Raw genomic sequence first — 17,669 nt, 5'->3', positions numbered from 1 at the left:
TGTTAGAAAAAGTGACATGAATGCAAATTTTTTTGATTTTTTCATTAGGTCCTTGATTTGATCGTATGTTCAAGCAGTTGTTTTTATGGAATAAATGGTGCTTTAGCCAAAAATGTTCGGTTTTTGCGTTCAAAGCAAGCCAAACCACTTATACTTCATAATTTTGTCACGACAAAAAAACGGTGCATCGGTTGCACCGTTTCTGCTTATTCCTGTTCTTGCGCCATTCTGCGTAGTGGATAGGTATCCTCAAGCGCAAATCCTTTGATATGATAGGTCTGTGTTGCTTCATCGAAGGCATTGCTCAAAACTAGTGACTCCCGTTTTAAACGATTCAGCGCATTGCCTTCATCGGCTTGCAGAACCAGATGATAAGGCTGCATGATCTGCATCAACTCCATTTTGATCGCCTGAGTCAAGCGTTCTTTGCCTTTGGTACTCTTTGCCGAAATCAAGACGTTGGGAAAGAGCGTTGGGACAAACTGATCGGCGTCGATGCGATCCGCCTTATTATAGACCGTCAACATCGGTAATTGGGTCAAAGAAAGTTCTTCCATTAACTTCAAGACGGTCTCCTCTTGCTGAACCCGTTCTTCGGAACTGGCATCGACGACATGCAGCAAGAAGTCCATGTTTTGACTTTCTTCCAGTGTGGAATGAAACGCATCGATCAATTGGGTCGGCAATTCTTGGATAAAGCCAACCGTATCGGTAATGGTGACTTCAAATCCTTCCGGCATCCGCCAGCGTTTCGTCAACGGATCGAGTGTTGCGAACAGCTGGTCTTGTTCATACGTATCCGCACTGGTCAAAATATTTAAAATAGTTGATTTTCCGGCATTGGTATAACCAATCAAGCCCATTTGAAAGACTTGGCTGTCTTTGCGCTTTTGGCGTGTCCGGTCTCGATGGGCGGCCACTTCCTTCAATTCCCGTTTGATGATGGTGATGCGGTTGCGGATGTGTCGACGATCGGTCTCCAGCTTGGTTTCCCCTGGCCCTCTCGTTCCGATTCCGCCCCCCAGCCGAGACATGTTCTTTCCTTGCCCTATCAAACGTGGAAGCAAATAATCCAGCTGCGCCAATTCTACTTGCAGCTTTCCTTCTTTGGAACGGGCACGCATCGCAAAAATATCGAGGATCAGCTGGACGCGATCAATCACTGGCACTTCTAGCGCATCACCGATCAACTGGCTTTGCCTTGGTGTCAGTTCATGATTGAAGATCACTAGATCTGCTTCATGTGCTTCTGCCAACTGCTGCAATTCCGCAACTTTCCCCTTGCCAATCACGGTTTGTCGATCGACTTGCTGCCGTTTTTGCACCAGTGAAAAAACAACTTCACCATTGGCGGTTTTTGTTAAGCTTTTCAATTCTTTCATTGACGAATCAAAATGAAGATAGTTTTTCTCCGTTTCTACTCCGACAAGAATCACACGTTCTTGGCTCATCTTTTCTCCTCCAACCATTGGTTGATTTCTGTTTCAAGGGTACGTTGTTCTTCAGGTTGTCTCACTAAATCAATCCATCGGGGCTGTGCTCGGTTATTGAACCACGTCAGCTGCCGCTTGGCATAGCGGCGTGAGTTTTGCTTGATTTGCTCAATTGTTTCATCCAATGTGGCCTGCCCGTGAAAATAGGGCAAAAATTCCTTGTAGCCGATCCCTTTGGCGGCTTGCGTTTCTGGATACTGCAAAACAGCTTTTGCTTCTTCGATCAAACCTTGATCCATCATTAAGTCCACTCGCTGATTGATTCGCTGGTATAACAATTCTCGCTCAGTGGTTAAACCGATCATGAAGAAATCGTACAAAACTTGCGGTGTTTCTTTTGGTGCAGCAATACTTTCGCCAGTCATTTCAAAAACCTCCAACGCACGAATCACTTTCCGCTCATTGTTGTAGTGGATCTTCGCTGCTGCCAAGGGATCGACCGCCTGCAGCTTTTGCCATAGAGCTTCTTTGCCGATGGCTGCTGCTTCTTGTTCATAGCGCTGACGAATCGTTGAGTCGCCTTCTTCTGCCCCTAAACGAAAGTCATACAAAAGCGCTTGGATGTATAGCCCTGTCCCCCCCACAATGATCGGCAGTTTTCCTTGCTGCTGGATCGTCTCAATGGCCTCACGCCCCATTTGCTGGAAATCAGCCGCAGAATACGTTTCCGTCATTGCACGAATATCGATCAAATGATGAGGAATCCCTGCCATTTCTTCCTTCGTCACTTTGGCGGTACCGATATCTAATTGTCGATAAATTTGCATGGAATCCCCGCTGATGATCTCCCCATGGTATTTTTGAGCTAATTGGATACTCAAGGCGGTTTTACCGACTGCGGTCGGTCCCACGATCACTAAGACTTTTTTCATCCTTTTGTTTCCTCGCGGACCTGCTGCACAATTGCCCGAGCGTTTTCTGGAAAATCGGTGATGATCCCGGTCAACCCCAAAGCCAAGCAGGTGCGAATCGCCGCTTCTTCATTGACAGTCCACGGACGGATCGCAATCGGAAAATCAGTCAAGACCGTTGCTGTCTCTTGGACCCAGCGATAGGCCGGATGAATTCCTTCGATATACGGTCGGCTGAGCGCCAACGGTGGTTTGTCTTCCCCGCGTCCCATAATAAAATCAAGGATCGCATCCGGTTCGATCGCATGCATCCGATCCAAAGTCTCGATATTAAAGGAACAATACCAATGAGTAAAAGGCCATTCTTGGCTATTCAATAAGCCGGATACTTTGGCTTCGATTCCTTCATACTCATAATGATCGGTTTTTAATTCGATCGTCAAAATGCCACGATAATTCTTCGCTGCAAGTAAATCCAACACTTCTTTTAGCGTGGGGACTTTGGCGGCTTGGAATTCCTCAGAAAACCAGATACCGGCATTGAGTTCTTTTAGTTCAGCAACCGTCAGGTCACAGATCCGACCTTTGCCGTTGGTCGTTCGATCAACCGTTTCATCATGCATGACGATCAAGCCGCCATCTTTTGATAGATGTACATCTAACTCAATGATATCAGCTTTGACCCGCACCGCTTCCGCGAATGCCGGTAGCGTGTTTTCAGGTCGGTTGCCGCTACTCCCGCGGTGGGCAACGATTTGTACCATCATTCTTTCACTCCATTCTCACTCTTTATTTTACCATGGAATCTGCTAGAACCAAAAAGCCTCTGTTTGTTTTGATCCTTTTAAGGGGACAGCGCTTTGTTTCGGTCAAAGAAAAACACTCTTACTATGATCGCAGTAAGAGTGTGTGTGATCAGTTGAAAAAGTGCAATCGTCGATACTATGGTTTGGTTACCTTAACCAAGGCGACCGACTGACCAGAAGAATCAAATCGTTTTTGAAAAATAGGTCAACGGTTCGCTCGTCATGTTTTTCATTTGGTTTTTACGCTCATTGACCATTTCAACCAATTGATCAAGGAAATTTTCCATAATGATCCGACCGCCTTTATACGTATACCCACCGATCTTAACGGTTTCCTCTGGCGACAAAATCACCCGACGTGTCCCGATTTTTTTGAAAAATTCTTCCAAGAAAAAATTCGGTAGATAAAAACTGTTTTGCGCCGCAAAAGATTGTAGATAGGCAAAATCATCGATGGTGATATAACAGTCGTCAAAGGCATCAAAGCTGACATACTCATCCATCAGCATGACCCGTTTTTGTAGAATCTCACTGATTTTTTGATTCAATAAAACCAGCGTTTCGATTTCTTTGACTTTATGCTCCAACAAACGGCGTTGTTTTTCTTTTTGTTCCTCATACCGTATGCGTAAATTAAAAATGATGGTTACTAACAATGCGCCCACTAAGACGCCAATCAAACCTGCTATTGCTACTGCCATTCTTCGATCCTTCCTCATTCCTTTTTTAATATTGTATCATATTTGAAAGTTTCGCAAAAAAGATAACGAACTTTTTATTTGACCTTTCTTGACCTAATCGGTATACTATCTCTTAGATATTGCGAAAACTTTATGCTAAACTATATCTATAACGATTTTTAGGAGGACTATCACTATGAATTTAATTCCTACTGTCATTGAACAATCATCTCGCGGTGAAAGAGCGTATGACATCTATTCTCGTCTATTAAAAGACCGGATCATTATGTTGAGTGGTCAAGTAACCGATGACTTAGCAAACTCGATCATTGCTCAGCTTTTATTCTTAGACGCGCAAGATTCTGAAAAAGACATCTACTTGTACATCAACTCGCCTGGCGGAAGCGTTACTGCTGGTCTAGCGATCTTTGATACCATGAACTTTATCAAAGCCGATGTCCAAACCATCGTTATGGGGATGGCTGCTTCTATGGGTTCATTCTTATTGACCGCTGGTGAAAAAGGCAAACGCTTTGCGTTACCAAATGCCGAAATCATGATTCACCAACCATTAGGTGGCGCACAAGGTCAAGCAACTGAGATTGAAATTGCTGCCCGCCACATTTTGGCAACCCGCGAACGTCTGAACAAAATCTTGTCAGAACGTACTGGTCAACCAATCGAAGTGATTGAACGCGATACCGATCGCGACAACTTCATGACCGCACAAGAAGCCAAAGACTACGGCTTGATCGACGAGATCATGGAATCAAACAAATTGAAATAAGCTTGCATAAAAAGGTGTACGAAGCAATTCGTACACCTTTTTGCGTCTTTTGGTTCATCGTCAGACTTCGCCATATTGGCCTTGTTGGTAAGCATGCCCATTTTCCACGTAATGCGTGATGTTTGCCTGATTTTTGGCGATCTCTTCTTCTGTCAACGGGCGGATCACTCGTGCCGGACGACCAAACGCCAACACATTAGGAGGAATGACGGTTCCTTCCGTCACTAACGAACCGGCACCTAACAAACTATTTTCGCCGATCACGGCATGATTCAAAACGATCGAGCTCATGCCGACCAGAGCCCCTTTTTTGATGGTACAGCCATGGAGCATACACTGATGCCCAACAGTCACATCGTCTTCAACGATCGTCGGGGCATCGTGATCAACGTGGATGATCGTTCCATCTTGAATATTGGTACGCGCGCCGATTTCGATTCGATTGGCATCGCCTCGAATCACTGCTTGAAACCAGACCGTACTATCTTTTCCTAGAGTCACGTTTCCTACGATCGTCGCATTTTTTGCCACAAAACAAGGTGTCGCTTGCGGCGAGGCGGGCGAAACTGTTTTTTGGGTTTCATTCCCTGATTGTTCTTTGTCCATCAACTTCTCCTTCCAATCCATAAACGGATCTGCGCTTTCTTTTTTCACTGTAGCACCACCCTTGCTACAATGCAAAAAGAGCGCCAGTCAGACTAGACGCTCTTTTCGGCTTACTCGGCTTCTTCTGAAAATTGACTTTGATACAGTTGGCTATAAAAGCCGCCAGCTGCCAACAAGGTCTCGTGATTGCCTTTTTCAATGATCGACCCTTGATCCATCACTAAGATCAGATCCGCTTCACGAATCGTTGACAAACGATGGGCGATCACAAAGCTGGTACGACCTTCCATCACTTTATCCATTGCTTTTTGAATCAGCGCTTCTAAGCGGGTATCTACCGAACTGGTGGCTTCATCGAGAATCAAAATCTTCGGATCAGAGATGACTGCCCGGGCGATGGTCAACAATTGTTTTTGTCCCAAAGAGACATTGTCGCCTTCAGAATTGATGATCATCTCGTAGCCATCTGGCATCGTACGAATGAAGTGATCCACATTGGCGGTTTTCGCTGCATCAACGACTTCATAATCGGTGGCATCTAATTTCCCAAAGCGAATGTTATCGCCGATCGTGCCTTCATACAACCACGCATCTTGTAAAACCATCCCAAACAGTGAGCGGACATCGTGACGTTCCATCTTCTTCGTGTCGATGCCGTCGATCTTGATGGCCCCTTCATTGACATCATAAAAACGCATCAACAAATTGATCAAGGTCGTTTTCCCAGCACCTGTTGGTCCAACGATCGCCACAGTTTGTCCAGCTTTGACTTCAAAGTTCAAGTCTTTGATCAATGGTTTTTTCGGATCATAAGCAAAGCCGACATGTTCAAAGGTCACGTCGCCTCTGATTTGTTCCGGTAATTGGATATCGGTTCGATTGACTGGCTCTTCTTCCTCATCTAAGATTTCAAAGACCCGTTTTGCTGCTGCTGAGGCACTTTGCAAGACGGAAGACAACTGGGTAATGTTCCCCATTGGCTGACTGACTTGCCAAATGTATTGAATGAACGCTTGCAGCTGACCAACAACGATCACGCCGCTGATCACGTAAAAACTACCCATGACTGCCATTGCGATATAGGTAAAGTAAGCGGTCATTTGCACCAGCGGCATCATCAATCCTGACACAAAGGCAGAACGAAAGCCGTAATAGCGCAACTGGTGGTTAACGTTTTTAAACCCTTCAAGTGTTTGCTTTTCCCGTCCATACACTTTCAACACACTGAATCCAGTCATGTTTTCTTGTACGTAGCCGTTCAGATCTCCTAACGCATTTTGCATGCCTTGGAAGTCCTTTTGCGACTTTTTGACGATTGTGCGAGAAATCAATAAGGAGGCTGGGATCATGATCAATGAAACCAATGCCATGTAAGTATTGATATAAAACATCATAGAAACCGCCATAATGATTCCTAAGAAGGCATTGACGATCCCGATCAAGGCTTGCTGCATCGCACCGCTGACGGCATCCACGTCATTGGTCACCCTTGACAGGATATTCCCTTGCTGGTTGCGGTCGAAGTAAGAAACGGGCAGACGATTGATTTTTTCTTCAATGTCTTGCCGCAAATCTCGCATCGCAGATTGGACAACGTTGGTGATCAGCAGCCCTGACATCAATTGTGAGAAACAGTAACCGACACCAACGACTGCGATCCAGATCAAGCAAAGGATCACGTAATCAAAATTAACGCCTTCGCCTGCAGCGATGTTGCGGCTGATCTCTGTCGTCGGCAATCCAGAAACATACGGCATTGCCGCATTGAAGCCGACGGTTGCAACTGTAAACAGCAAGACTAGGATAAATTGTACTTTGTATGGTTTGATGTAAGCACCTAACCGTTTTAAAGAAGAGATTGCTTTCATTGTGCCAACTCCTCCTCTGATAATTGTGACGCCGCAATGTCGTAGTATACTGGACAAGTTTGCAGCAGTTCTTTGTGGGTACCGATCCCAACCACATCGCCTTCATTCAAGACGACGATCTTATCGGCATTCATGATCGTTCCTACTCGTTGAGCAACGATCAAAACGGTCGATTCCGTGGTTTCTTTTTTCAAGCGTGCCCGCAATTTTGCATCCGTTTGGTAATCCAATGCAGAAAAACTATCATCAAAAATATAGATCTCTGGTTGGCGAATCACCGCACGGGCAATCGCTAGACGTTGTTTTTGTCCGCCAGAGAAGTTGCTTCCGCCTTCTGCCAAATGAGCATCAAAGCCATCTGGTGTGCGAGAAATGAAATCGGCCGCTTGCGCAATATCGGCTGCTCGTTCCAGCTCTGCTTGCGTGGCATCTTCTTTCCCATAGCGCAGGTTTTCTGCGATCGTCCCTGTAAATAGCAACGCTTTTTGAGGGATAAACCCGATCTTGTTGCGCAAAGTCGTTAAACTGTAATCCCGAACGTCAACGCCATCCACCAAGACTTGGCCTTCACTGACGTCGTAAAAACGCGGAATCAATTGGATCAAGGTCGATTTCCCGCTCCCGGTACTACCGATAAACGCCACAGTTTCACCTGGTGAAGCGGTAAAGCTAACATTACGAATCACTGGACTTTGGGCATGTCCCGGATAAGCAAAGGTAACATTTTTAAATTCCAAGAAACCTTTTGTCTTAGTTTCTGTCACTGGCTGTTCTGACTCTTTGATTTCAGAAGTCGCATCTAACGCTTCTTGGATTCGGCGAGCAGAAACCGCCGCTCGTGGATACATCGTAAAGACGGTCGCAAACAGCATGAAAGAAAACAGCGCATGGAAGATGTATTCGATAAACGCAATCAAGTCACCGACTTGCAGTTGCCCTTGATCGATTTGAATACTTCCCGTCCAAATAATCAAGATCATCACGATATTGAATAAGAAGAAAAAGCCCGGTTGTGCCGTTGCCATCAAGCGAAACAAGCTGCGAGAACTAGACGCATAGGCTTGGTTGACTTTGCCAAAGCGTTTTTCTTCAAATTTTTCATTGACGAAGGCACGGATCACTCGTAAACCAGAGAGATTTTCCCGCAAAATGCCATTGATTTTATCTAGATTGGCTTGTTGCTTGGTGGATAATGGTTCCGAGATTTTGGCAATGGCGATGACTGCCATTAGCAATATCGGCAATGCCCCCAAGACATATAATCCTAGTTGTGTACTTGTCCGCATGACCATGTACAAGCTGACCACAAACATCATGGGTGTCATCAAACCCGTCCGTAAGATGCTTTGCATAAACAGCATGATTTGATACGCATCATTGGTCACACGGGTGATCAATGATGAAACCCCGATTTTTTCATATTCAGTATGTGAATAGCCTTGGACTTTTTCAAAAAGATCGTCACGAATATCTGCCACAATGTTAGTGGTGATACGTGACGTGAAATAGCCTAACAAAATGTTCATCGTGATCCCCACAATGGTGATCGCGATCATCGCCGCACCCATTTTCCATATGTAGTCGCGATCACCAGCGGCGATCCCTTTGTCGATCATTCTTGCCAATAACGTCGGCAAACCTAATTCAATCAAAATAAAACCAAAAACACAGATGAAATTAAAAACCAGCAGTTTTTTGTTTCTCATCGTATAGTGCCACATTAATTTCAAAAAATCCCCTCCTTTTTTACTTCATTACTTCTACTATAGCATAGGAATATTCTTATTGTAATGCACTTTCAACGAAAAAAAGTAAACTTCGGAAATAGTCGTTTCATTTTCTTTCAGTAAGCCTTTTCAAAAATGACGTGTTTCTATACTTATTCGTTTTTCTGTGATAAACTAGGGATACTTGTAGTGGAACGACTTACAAACCCGGTGAATTTTTTATGACGACATTTGGAAAGCAAAGACGAGGCTTTCTCTTTTTTCTCACAACGATTGTCTGAAAAAAGCATGCAGCGGCTCTCGAAGCCTTCTTTTCAGGTCACTTTATTCGGACCTCGATTTTTTGATGCAGCGAATTCATCAACCAAATAGACTACTGCGAAAAGCAGATAAAGGAGAAAAGATATGATTTACAAAATTTATTACCAAGAAACAAAAGACCGCAACCCAAAGAGAGAACAAACCCACTCTTTGTACATTGAAGCAGACGATGCAGTGATCGCACGCCGTCTAGTGGAACAAAATACCCCATACAACATCGAGTTCGTTCAAGAACTAGATGAAAAACATTTAGCTTACGAAAAAGAAAACGCTGATTTCAAATTAGCGGAGTTTTAAGATGAAAGTTTCGCTGAAAAATAATGAGACCGGCGTATTCGGCGTCGGTGGACTTGGCGAAATCGGAAAAAACTGTTATGGGGTTCAATTCCAAGATGAGATCATCTTAATTGACGCGGGAATCAAATTCCCCGAAGATGAACTGCTTGGGATCGACTATGTCATTTCCGATTATAGCTACATCGTTCAAAATTTACCGAAAGTCAAAGGCTTGATCGTTACTCATGGTCACGAAGACCATATTGGCGGAATCCCTTACTTGTTGCGGGAAGCCAATATCCCAATCTATGCGGGACCCTTGGCACTTGCTTTGATCACCAACAAATTAGATGAGCATGGCTTATTGCGGGACGCGGAATTACACGAAATCAATGAAGATACGGTGATTCGTTTCCGTAAAACGTCCATCAGCTTCTTCCGAACGACCCACAGTATCCCTGATGCTTTAGGTGTCGTTGTCAAAACGCCTTCTGGCAATATCGTCGCAACTGGCGATTTCAAGTTTGACTTTACGCCTGTGGGCGAACCAGCAAACTTGCACAAAATGGCAAAAATTGGTGAGGAAGGCGTCCTTTGCCTCCTTTCCGATAGTACCAATGCAGAAATTCCAACCTTTACCAAATCAGAAAAAACGATCGGCAGCTCGATTCAAAAGATTTTTGAAAAAATCGATGGTCGGATCATTTTTGCCAGCTTTGCTTCCAATATTTTCCGGCTCCAACAAGCTGCAGATGCGGCGGTTGCGACTGGACGTAAAATCGCCGTTTTTGGACGCAGTATGGAAAATGCGATCGTCAATGGACAGCGCCTTGGCTATATCAAGGTGCCAGATGGTACATTTGTGGAATCTCATGAGATCAATCGTTTGCCTGCAAATGAAACGATGATCCTTTGTACGGGTTCTCAAGGAGAGCCGATGGCTGCTTTGAGTCGGATTGCCAACGGGACTCACCGTCAAATCCAAATTCACCCAGATGATACCGTGATTTTCTCAAGCTCACCGATTCCAGGAAATACCACGAGTGTCAATCAGCTGATCAACTTGCTGTTGGAAGCTGGCGCAAACGTGATCCATGGCAAATTGAACAACATCCATACTTCTGGTCATGGTGGCCAAGAAGAACAAAAACTGATGTTGCGTCTAATGAAGCCAAAATTCTTCATGCCTGTCCATGGGGAATTTCGGATGCTGAACATCCACACCCAACTGGCACAAGATGTCGGTGTACCAAAAGAAAATTGTTTCATTATGGAAAATGGTGACATGTTGGCCTTAACAGCGGATACCGCTCGCTTGGCTGGTCATTTCAATGCCAATGATGTTTATGTCGACGGCAGCGGTATCGGTGATATCGGGAATGTCGTCTTACGAGATCGTCGTATTCTTTCAGAAGAAGGCCTCGTCTTAGCGGTAGCGACAGTCGATGTGGCGAAGAAAGAAGTTCTTGCTGGACCAGATATTCTTTCTCGTGGGTTTGTTTACATGCGGGAATCCGGCGAGATGATCAACGAAGCCCAACAAATTCTCTTCCGTGCGTTGCGAGAAGTCTTGAACCAACCAGACCCAACAGAGCACAAATTAAGAGAAGCGATGTCATCGGCTTTACAGCCATTCCTATTTGAAAAAACCGAGCGTCATCCAATGATCCTTTCAATGATCATGACACCGGATAATTTATAGTTTCACATGCAAGGGGAGTTCTCAGGTTACTGGGAACTCCCCTTTTTCCTTTCCGTTGCAAAAAGAAAAAAAAGACCATCGAATCGATGGTCTTTTGGGTTTTTGATTTCAAAGTGCTCTTACTGGCAGTTTGTTTGAAAGCTTACGCTTTGTTTACGTTAACTGCTTGAGGTCCACGATCAGAATCTTCCACGTCGAAAGTTACTGCTTGACCTTCTTCTAAAGTTTTGAATCCTTCACCTTGGATCGCTGAAAAGTGTACAAATACGTCTGTACCGTCTTCGCGAGAGATAAAACCAAACCCTTTTTCAGCATTGAACCATTTTACTGTACCTTGTTCCATTATAAAAAAACCTCCTCGTGCATAAGCACTTAATTATGTGTAACATTGCCTTTGTGCGATAGAGGCCTAACGTGCGTTTCAACATCTATTCAGCAAACAAAATTACAATAATATTTTACACTTGCCCGTATTTTTTTGCAAGACAGACGATTAGACAATTCACCTTTATTTTTAATAATGTTCGCAAATTAGCCGTTGTGTCAGCAAATTTCTTGATGCCAGAGGCCTTCTTCTCGCAAACTAACATAGGCATTGTCGCCAATAATTAAATGATCCAGTAGTTCGATCCCCATCAAGTCTCCGCACTTGATCAAGCGGCGTGTAAACAGCAGATCTGCCTCTGAGGCTTGAGGACTTCCACTTGGGTGGTTGTGAACGACGATCACTCGTGCGGCACTGTAGCGTACCGCCCAATGAAAAATCTCCCGTGGGTGAGCGATCGACTGATTCAACGATCCGATGAAGATCGTCTTTTTTTGAATGATCTCATTTTTGGTATTCAAATAAATCCCTAGCAAGTGCTCCTGACGAAAGTCTTTTAATTCTTGGATCAGCTGATGAGCGATCGCCATACTGGAGTTGATCTTGCCGTACTTTGGTTGAACAGACCGCTGGATCCGCACACCTAATTCAATCATCGCTTTGATCTCGATGGCTTTGATTTGTCCGACGCCGCGAATTTCTTGTAATTCATCGATTGTCGCTTCTTTTAATTCATACAATTCTTCAAAACGATTCAAGACACTAGCCGCTAATTCCAAGACATTTAGGGGCCGTGAGCCAGTCCGCAACAAAATTGCCAACAGTTCTTGGTTCGAAAGGGCATCAACCCCATATTGCACTAAGCGCTCTCGTGGAAACGAGCTTTGGGGAATCTCTGTTTCATTGATCATAAAAAAACTCCTTTGCGTCGGTCTAATAAAAGATACGCAAAGGAGAGAGTATTTCATGAATAAGATGCGCAAAAAATCACAGTTAAATCGAAAAAGCCGTTTCTAGAAAATCTGGGACATCCTCTAGTGAAGGCAAGACTTTCAAGACTTTTTCTTCAATGATGGTCGTCGGCGCGATCAAATCGGGAATCATAATGACTGAGATCCCAGCCCCATGAGCAGCATGAATACCGTTAGCCGAATCCTCAAGGATCACCAATTCTTCTTTTGGTACCGCCAGTAATGCATGAGCTTTTTCAAAAATCTCAGGATCTGGTTTTGCCCGTGTGACATCACCAAAGCAGACAATCTTAGGAAATTCCGCCGTTAAGTCTGCTGCTTCCAGCAAGGTGTCGATCACTTTGCGCTGGTTACTAGACGCCAACACTCGGGGAATCTTTTTCTCATCAAGATAATGCAATAACTCGTGGATCCCCGGCTTCAATTCAGCCTCGCCCCGTTGGAACATTTCCAACGTTTGCTGAAAAGCCGCTTGAATAAATTCTTCAATCATCTGATGACCAAAGGCTTCATCGAATCTCTCATGATAAGCTGCCCAGACTTCTTCATCCGAAACACCTACATAGGCTAGGTATAACTCTTTTGTATAGGGAATACCCATTTGATCAGCCACGATTTGAGTCGCTTGGTAATAAAGCAGCTCCGTGTCAAAAATCAAGCCGTCCATATCGAAAATCACACCACGTAACTTAGCCATTTCTTCCTCCTATTGCCAATAACAATTCACGAACTTCTGAAACAAAATACAAGGATCCTGTCACCAGCAGCAAATCTTCATTGGTCATTTTTTCTAATAATTCTGCCAAGCCAAACTGCCATAAAGAAACGGTTGAGATTCGTTTTTCATCAAGTTCCTGATAGCCGTCTGCCAAATGCAGTGCTTTGGGAAAATCGAAGGTCGTTAAATAAATCTCGGCTTGGGGAATCGATAGCAATTGCTGAAGCATCTCATTGACGTTTTTGGTTTCAAGCGCTGAAAACAGTACATGGATGCGATATTCGCTGAACTCTTCTTTCATCGTATCTACTAAACGAGCCATGGCGTGTACGTTATGGGCACCATCGATAATCACTAGTGGCTCACTACTGATTCGTTCCATCCGGGCGGGCCAATAGGCTTTTCGCAAGCCATTGCGAATCTCTTTGGCTGAAAAGGGCAGTTGCCGCAGGTCGCAATACAGGCTGTATAATTGGATCGCAACACCGGCATTTTCTGGTTGATGGCGGCCTAACATCGGTGTTTTCAAGCCTTTGATTTTGCCATGCTCATTTTCAAAATCAAATAATTCGCCCCATTCTTCATCGGGACGACGATAGGTCACACGGTACTCTTGCCCTGCATGATAAGCAGGTGCCTGTGCTTCTGTAGCTTTCAAATCGATCACCGAAAGCGCACTTTCAACGATATTGCCAGTAACAAGGGGTGTTTGCGGCTTGATGATCCCTGCCTTATGGGCAGCGATCGCTTCAATGGTATCCCCTAAGACATCCATGTGATCCATGCCGATCGTCGTGATCGCGGTCAAAATAGGAGAAATAACGTTGGTACTATCTAAGAGTCCCCCTAAGCCAACTTCAATAATCGCAACATCGACCTTTTTTTCTTCAAAATAGCCTAATGCCATAGCGGTAATGATCTCGAACTGGGTAATGCCCGTCAACGTTTCATCGCGATCAATTTCAGCAACCAGCGGCTGGATTTTTTCCACCCAAGCGACCAAGTCCTCATCTGATATAAATTGTCCGTTGATTTCAATTCGTTCATTGAACGCTTCAATGTGTGGGGAAGTAAAGGTCCCCACTTGCTGCCCAGCTTCTTCTAAAAGACTGCGCAAATAACTGACGGTCGATCCTTTGCCATTCGTACCGGCGATATGGATCATGGTCACCTTTTTTTCAGGATTACCCATCCGTTTTAATAATGCTTCGACACGCATCAATCCAGGTCTTTGCCCAAATGTCAAACGCGAATGGATCCACGCTGTTGCTTCTTCGCTTGTCATCTCGCTCACCTCGCTCCTATTTTAACAAAAAATGAACGGCTTTCCCAATTTCTTTCCTTTAAACGAGAAAATTGTTCGCCCTGTTTCTATTGAATAAGCAAAAACAAGCATCTCCGAAAGATGCTTGTTTGCGTGTGATGTGCTCATCCTATTGGATTGTGCGTAATTGTTCGATCCGTTCTTGAACGGCTTTTTGTTTTTCAAGATAATCGGCTTCTTTGCTGCGTTCTTGTGCCACGACTTCCTCAGGCGCATTGGCAACGAAGCGTTCGTTCGCCAGTTTGCCTTGTACCCGTTGAACTTCTTGGGTGAACTTCGCTAGTTCTTTCTCCAAACGCGCGATTTCTTCTTCAATGTTGATCAACCCAGCTAGTGGCAAGTAGATCGTCGCACCTGATAGGATGGCAGACATCGCCAATTCAGGGGCTTGCAAGCTGTTAGAGATTTCTAGTTCTTCTGGATTACAGAAGCGTTCGATATAGTTTTTGTTAGCGATCAAGAATTCTTCGATCTCAGGCTCATTTGCTTGGATCAGCAAAGTGATTGGTTTCGAAAGTGGTGTATTTACTTCTGCTCGGATGTTTCGAACCGAACGAATCAATTCTTTCAACACTTCCATCCCTTGCGCCGCTTTTTCATCCGTCCATTCTGGAGCCACTTGTGGATACTCAGCAACGACTAATGATTCCCCTGTATGCGGCAGCTTGCTCCAGATTTCTTCTGTAACAAATGGCATGATTGGGTGCAACAAGCGTAAAATTTGATCAAGAACATGGACTAAGATGCTCTTGTTAACTTGTTTCGCTGCTTCATTGTCACCATATAACGTTTCTTTCGACATTTCAATGTACCAGTCACAGAAATCATCCCAGATAAAGTTGTATAATTGACGACCTGCTTCACCAAATTCGAAGCGTTCAAAAAGGTCAGTGACTTTTTCAATCGTTTCATTCAAGCGCGTCAAGATCCAACGATCCGCCACTGATTTTTCACCAGAAAAATCAATGTCTTCTGCAGTCATTTCGCTGACATTCATTAAGACAAAACGGGAAGCATTCCAAATTTTATTGATGAAGTTCCAAGCAGCATCCATTTTCTCATAGCTGAAACGCACGTCTTGTCCCGGTGCAGAGCCATTTGATAAGAACCAACGCAATGCATCAGCACCGTATTGTTCAATGACTTCCATCGGATCGATCCCGTTTCCAAGAGACTTACTCATTTTGCGACCTTGTTCATCACGGATCAATCCATGGATCAAGACATTTTCAAATGGTCGTTTGCCAGTAAATTCCAAGCTTTGGAAAATCATACGGCTTACCCAGAAGAAAATGATGTCGTAACCAGTTACTAATGTATTCGTTGGGAAGTAGCGTTGGAAATCTTCATTGTTTTCATCTGGCCACCCCATCGTTGAAAACGGCCATAAAGCAGAACTAAACCATGTATCCAATACGTCTGGATCTTGCTGCCAATTTTCGGCATCTGCTGGCGCTTCAAGTCCTACATACATTTCCCCCGTTTCTTTGTGGTACCAAGCTGGGATTTGATGGCCCCACCACAACTGACGAGAGATAACCCAGTCATGGACATTTTCCATCCAACGTAAGAATGTTTGGTTGAAACGTGGCGGATAAAAGTCCACCGCATCGTCGGTTTCTTGGTTGTCGATGGCTTGTTTTGCTAATGGTTCCATTTTTACGAACCATTGTGTCGATAAACGAGGTTCGACTACTACGCCTGTCCGTTCTGAGTGACCTACGCTATGGACCATTTTTTCGATTTTGATCAGACGACCTAACGCTTCTAAATCTTTCACGATTTGCTTGCGAGCAGCAAAACGATCCATGCCTGCATAGGTACCTGCTAAGTCATTCATTGTTCCGTCATCATTCATGACATTGACCCGTGGTAGGTCATGGCGGTTACCGACCTCGAAGTCATTCGGGTCATGGGCAGGAGTGATTTTTACGACCCCTGTTCCAAATTCTTGGTCCACGTACTCATCAGCGATGATTGGGATCTCTTTATTGACCAAAGGCAAGATCACTTTCTTACCAATCAATGCTTGATAGCGTTCATCTTCTGGATGAACCGCGACTGCTGTATCCCCCAACATCGTTTCTGGGCGAGTCGTTGCGATCTCCACCACGCCGCTGCCATCCGCTAATTCGTAAGACATGTGGTAAAAAGCACCTTCGATGTCTTTGTGGATCACTTCAATATCAGATAATGCCGTGCGGGCTTGCGGATCCCAGTTGATGATGTACTCGCCACGATAGATCAAGCCTTTTTCATATAGCGTCACGAAAACTTTACGAACCGCTTCGGATAATCCATCATCTAATGTGAACCGTTCACGGCTATAGTCTAGGGATAAGCCTAGTTTCGCCCATTGTTCCCGAATGTGACCGGCATATTCTTCTTTCCAATCCCATACTTGTTCAACAAATTTTTCCCGACCAAGGTCATAGCGAGAAATTCCTTGTTCCCGCAGCTTTTCTTCTACTTTGGCTTGGGTAGCGATCCCGGCATGGTCCATTCCTGGCAGCCATAAGGTGTCATACCCTTGCATCCGTTTTTGACGAATGATGATGTCTTGTAACGTGGTATCCCAGGCATGACCTAAGTGCAATTTTCCTGTTACGTTTGGTGGTGGAATCACGATAGAATAAGGTTTTGCTTCTTTATTGCCGCTTGGTTTAAAACGGTCATGCTCTAACCAATCTTGGTAACGCCCGGCTTCTACTTCTTGGGGATTGTACTTGGTGGATAGATTCTCAGTTTCTGTCATAGTTGGTCCTCCTAAAGTTACGTTTTTTAAACGTAATGGTTGGTGTGGTTTTTTGGTGCCTGTTGCTGGGTAAAGCACGAAAATGTTCGAATCGTTCAGGATGAGTGCAGTGGTAGAGATGATTATCCGTTGTTTGTTGACGCCTCGTTTGTTGTTCGTAAAAAGTACGTTTCTTACAGAGTTCATGGCTCACTTCCGTGATCCTCTATTGTGTCTTAGGGCCTTTGGCAACCGATCTAACTCGCTTCGTGAACCAATTTTGGTGACTTCGCGTACTGTTCATCATCTGCTCTGTCCACTTTGTGGGCCAATCATAGTGATTCCTAGTATGGTTACTACGCTCCCTTTGGTCGCCTAGTACTGTTCATCATCTGCTCTGTCCTTCTTTGTGGGCCAGTCATAGTGATTCCTAGTATGGTTACTACGCTCCCTACGGTCGCCTAGTACTGTTCATCATCT

General features: G+C 44.5%; 15 protein-coding genes. 3 read left to right on the top strand and 12 right to left on the bottom strand.

Annotated features, from left to right (window positions below):
- Positions 1-206: 206 nt before the first annotated feature.
- The 4 genes from hflX to A5877_RS12340 all read right to left on the bottom strand — a co-directional run bounded on the left by hflX (position 207) and on the right by A5877_RS12340 (position 3,851).
- Positions 207-1,451: a GTPase HflX gene (gene hflX / locus A5877_RS12360; protein ID WP_005225165.1), complete on the bottom strand. Its 1,245-nt coding sequence runs from the start codon at positions 1,449-1,451 to the stop codon at positions 207-209.
- Positions 1,448-2,365: a tRNA (adenosine(37)-N6)-dimethylallyltransferase MiaA gene (miaA, locus tag A5877_RS12355; protein WP_016611941.1), complete on the bottom strand. Its 918-nt coding sequence runs from the start codon at positions 2,363-2,365 to the stop codon at positions 1,448-1,450. The genes hflX and miaA overlap by 4 nt, the downstream gene beginning before the upstream one ends.
- Positions 2,362-3,111: a glycerophosphodiester phosphodiesterase gene (locus A5877_RS12350; protein ID WP_086316930.1), complete on the bottom strand. Its 750-nt coding sequence runs from the start codon at positions 3,109-3,111 to the stop codon at positions 2,362-2,364. Before A5877_RS12350 ends, miaA begins: the two co-directional genes overlap by 4 nt.
- A 221-nt stretch (positions 3,112-3,332) precedes the next feature.
- Positions 3,333-3,851, bottom strand: a complete 519-nt coding sequence (locus A5877_RS12340) for a hypothetical protein (protein ID WP_008377057.1) — start codon at positions 3,849-3,851, stop codon at positions 3,333-3,335.
- A gap of 175 nt (positions 3,852-4,026) precedes the next feature.
- Here A5877_RS12340 and clpP point away from each other — a divergent pair, with 175 nt between their 5' ends.
- On the top strand, positions 4,027-4,617 hold the full coding sequence (gene clpP, locus A5877_RS12335) for an ATP-dependent Clp endopeptidase proteolytic subunit ClpP (RefSeq protein WP_005225161.1): 591 nt from the start codon (positions 4,027-4,029) through the stop codon (positions 4,615-4,617).
- Between the two features lie 60 nt (positions 4,618-4,677).
- Here clpP and A5877_RS12330 read toward each other — a convergent pair whose 3' ends face one another.
- The 3 genes from A5877_RS12330 to A5877_RS12320 all read right to left on the bottom strand — a co-directional run bounded on the left by A5877_RS12330 (position 4,678) and on the right by A5877_RS12320 (position 8,821).
- On the bottom strand, positions 4,678-5,223 hold the full coding sequence (locus tag A5877_RS12330; RefSeq protein WP_008377054.1) for a gamma carbonic anhydrase family protein: 546 nt from the start codon (positions 5,221-5,223) through the stop codon (positions 4,678-4,680).
- Between the two features lie 110 nt (positions 5,224-5,333).
- Complete coding sequence (locus A5877_RS12325; RefSeq protein WP_005237514.1) at positions 5,334-7,091, bottom strand: ABC transporter ATP-binding protein; 1,758 nt, start codon at positions 7,089-7,091, stop codon at positions 5,334-5,336.
- A complete protein-coding gene (locus A5877_RS12320; protein WP_086316929.1) occupies positions 7,088-8,821 on the bottom strand; it encodes an ABC transporter ATP-binding protein in 1,734 nt (577 codons plus the stop codon). Before A5877_RS12320 ends, A5877_RS12325 begins: the two co-directional genes overlap by 4 nt.
- A 402-nt stretch (positions 8,822-9,223) precedes the next feature.
- On the opposite strand from A5877_RS12320, the gene A5877_RS12315 reads away from it, so the two are divergent.
- Together A5877_RS12315 and A5877_RS12310 are read left to right on the top strand one after the other, a co-directional pair.
- On the top strand, positions 9,224-9,436 hold the full coding sequence (locus A5877_RS12315; protein WP_005225157.1) for a DNA-directed RNA polymerase subunit epsilon: 213 nt from the start codon (positions 9,224-9,226) through the stop codon (positions 9,434-9,436).
- A 1-nt stretch (position 9,437) separates the two neighbouring features.
- Entirely contained in the window at positions 9,438-11,117 is a 1,680-nt protein-coding gene (locus A5877_RS12310; RefSeq protein WP_005237517.1) for a ribonuclease J1, read from the top strand.
- A 142-nt stretch (positions 11,118-11,259) separates the two neighbouring features.
- Here the strand turns inward: A5877_RS12310 and A5877_RS12305 are convergent, their stop codons facing one another.
- The 5 genes from A5877_RS12305 to A5877_RS12285 form a co-directional block, all read right to left on the bottom strand.
- Positions 11,260-11,460: a cold-shock protein gene (locus A5877_RS12305; RefSeq protein WP_005225155.1), complete on the bottom strand. Its 201-nt coding sequence runs from the start codon at positions 11,458-11,460 to the stop codon at positions 11,260-11,262.
- A gap of 200 nt (positions 11,461-11,660) precedes the next feature.
- Entirely contained in the window at positions 11,661-12,353 is a 693-nt protein-coding gene (radC, locus tag A5877_RS12300; protein ID WP_008377042.1) for a DNA repair protein RadC, read from the bottom strand.
- An 82-nt stretch (positions 12,354-12,435) separates the two neighbouring features.
- Complete coding sequence (locus A5877_RS12295; RefSeq protein ID WP_086316928.1) at positions 12,436-13,110, bottom strand: HAD family phosphatase; 675 nt, start codon at positions 13,108-13,110, stop codon at positions 12,436-12,438.
- Complete coding sequence (locus tag A5877_RS12290; protein ID WP_016611928.1) at positions 13,103-14,416, bottom strand: folylpolyglutamate synthase/dihydrofolate synthase family protein; 1,314 nt, start codon at positions 14,414-14,416, stop codon at positions 13,103-13,105. The genes A5877_RS12295 and A5877_RS12290 overlap by 8 nt, the downstream gene beginning before the upstream one ends.
- A 148-nt stretch (positions 14,417-14,564) precedes the next feature.
- On the bottom strand, positions 14,565-17,210 hold the full coding sequence (locus tag A5877_RS12285; RefSeq protein ID WP_061053800.1) for a valine--tRNA ligase: 2,646 nt from the start codon (positions 17,208-17,210) through the stop codon (positions 14,565-14,567).
- Positions 17,211-17,669: the final 459 nt, after the last annotated feature.

Source organism: Enterococcus sp. 3C7_DIV0644, from assembly GCF_002141235.1.
Lineage (GTDB): Bacteria > Bacillota > Bacilli > Lactobacillales > Enterococcaceae > Enterococcus_D > Enterococcus_D entomosocium.
Note: the sequence above shows the minus strand (reverse complement) of the source record. Positions and strands in the feature narration are given on the sequence as shown.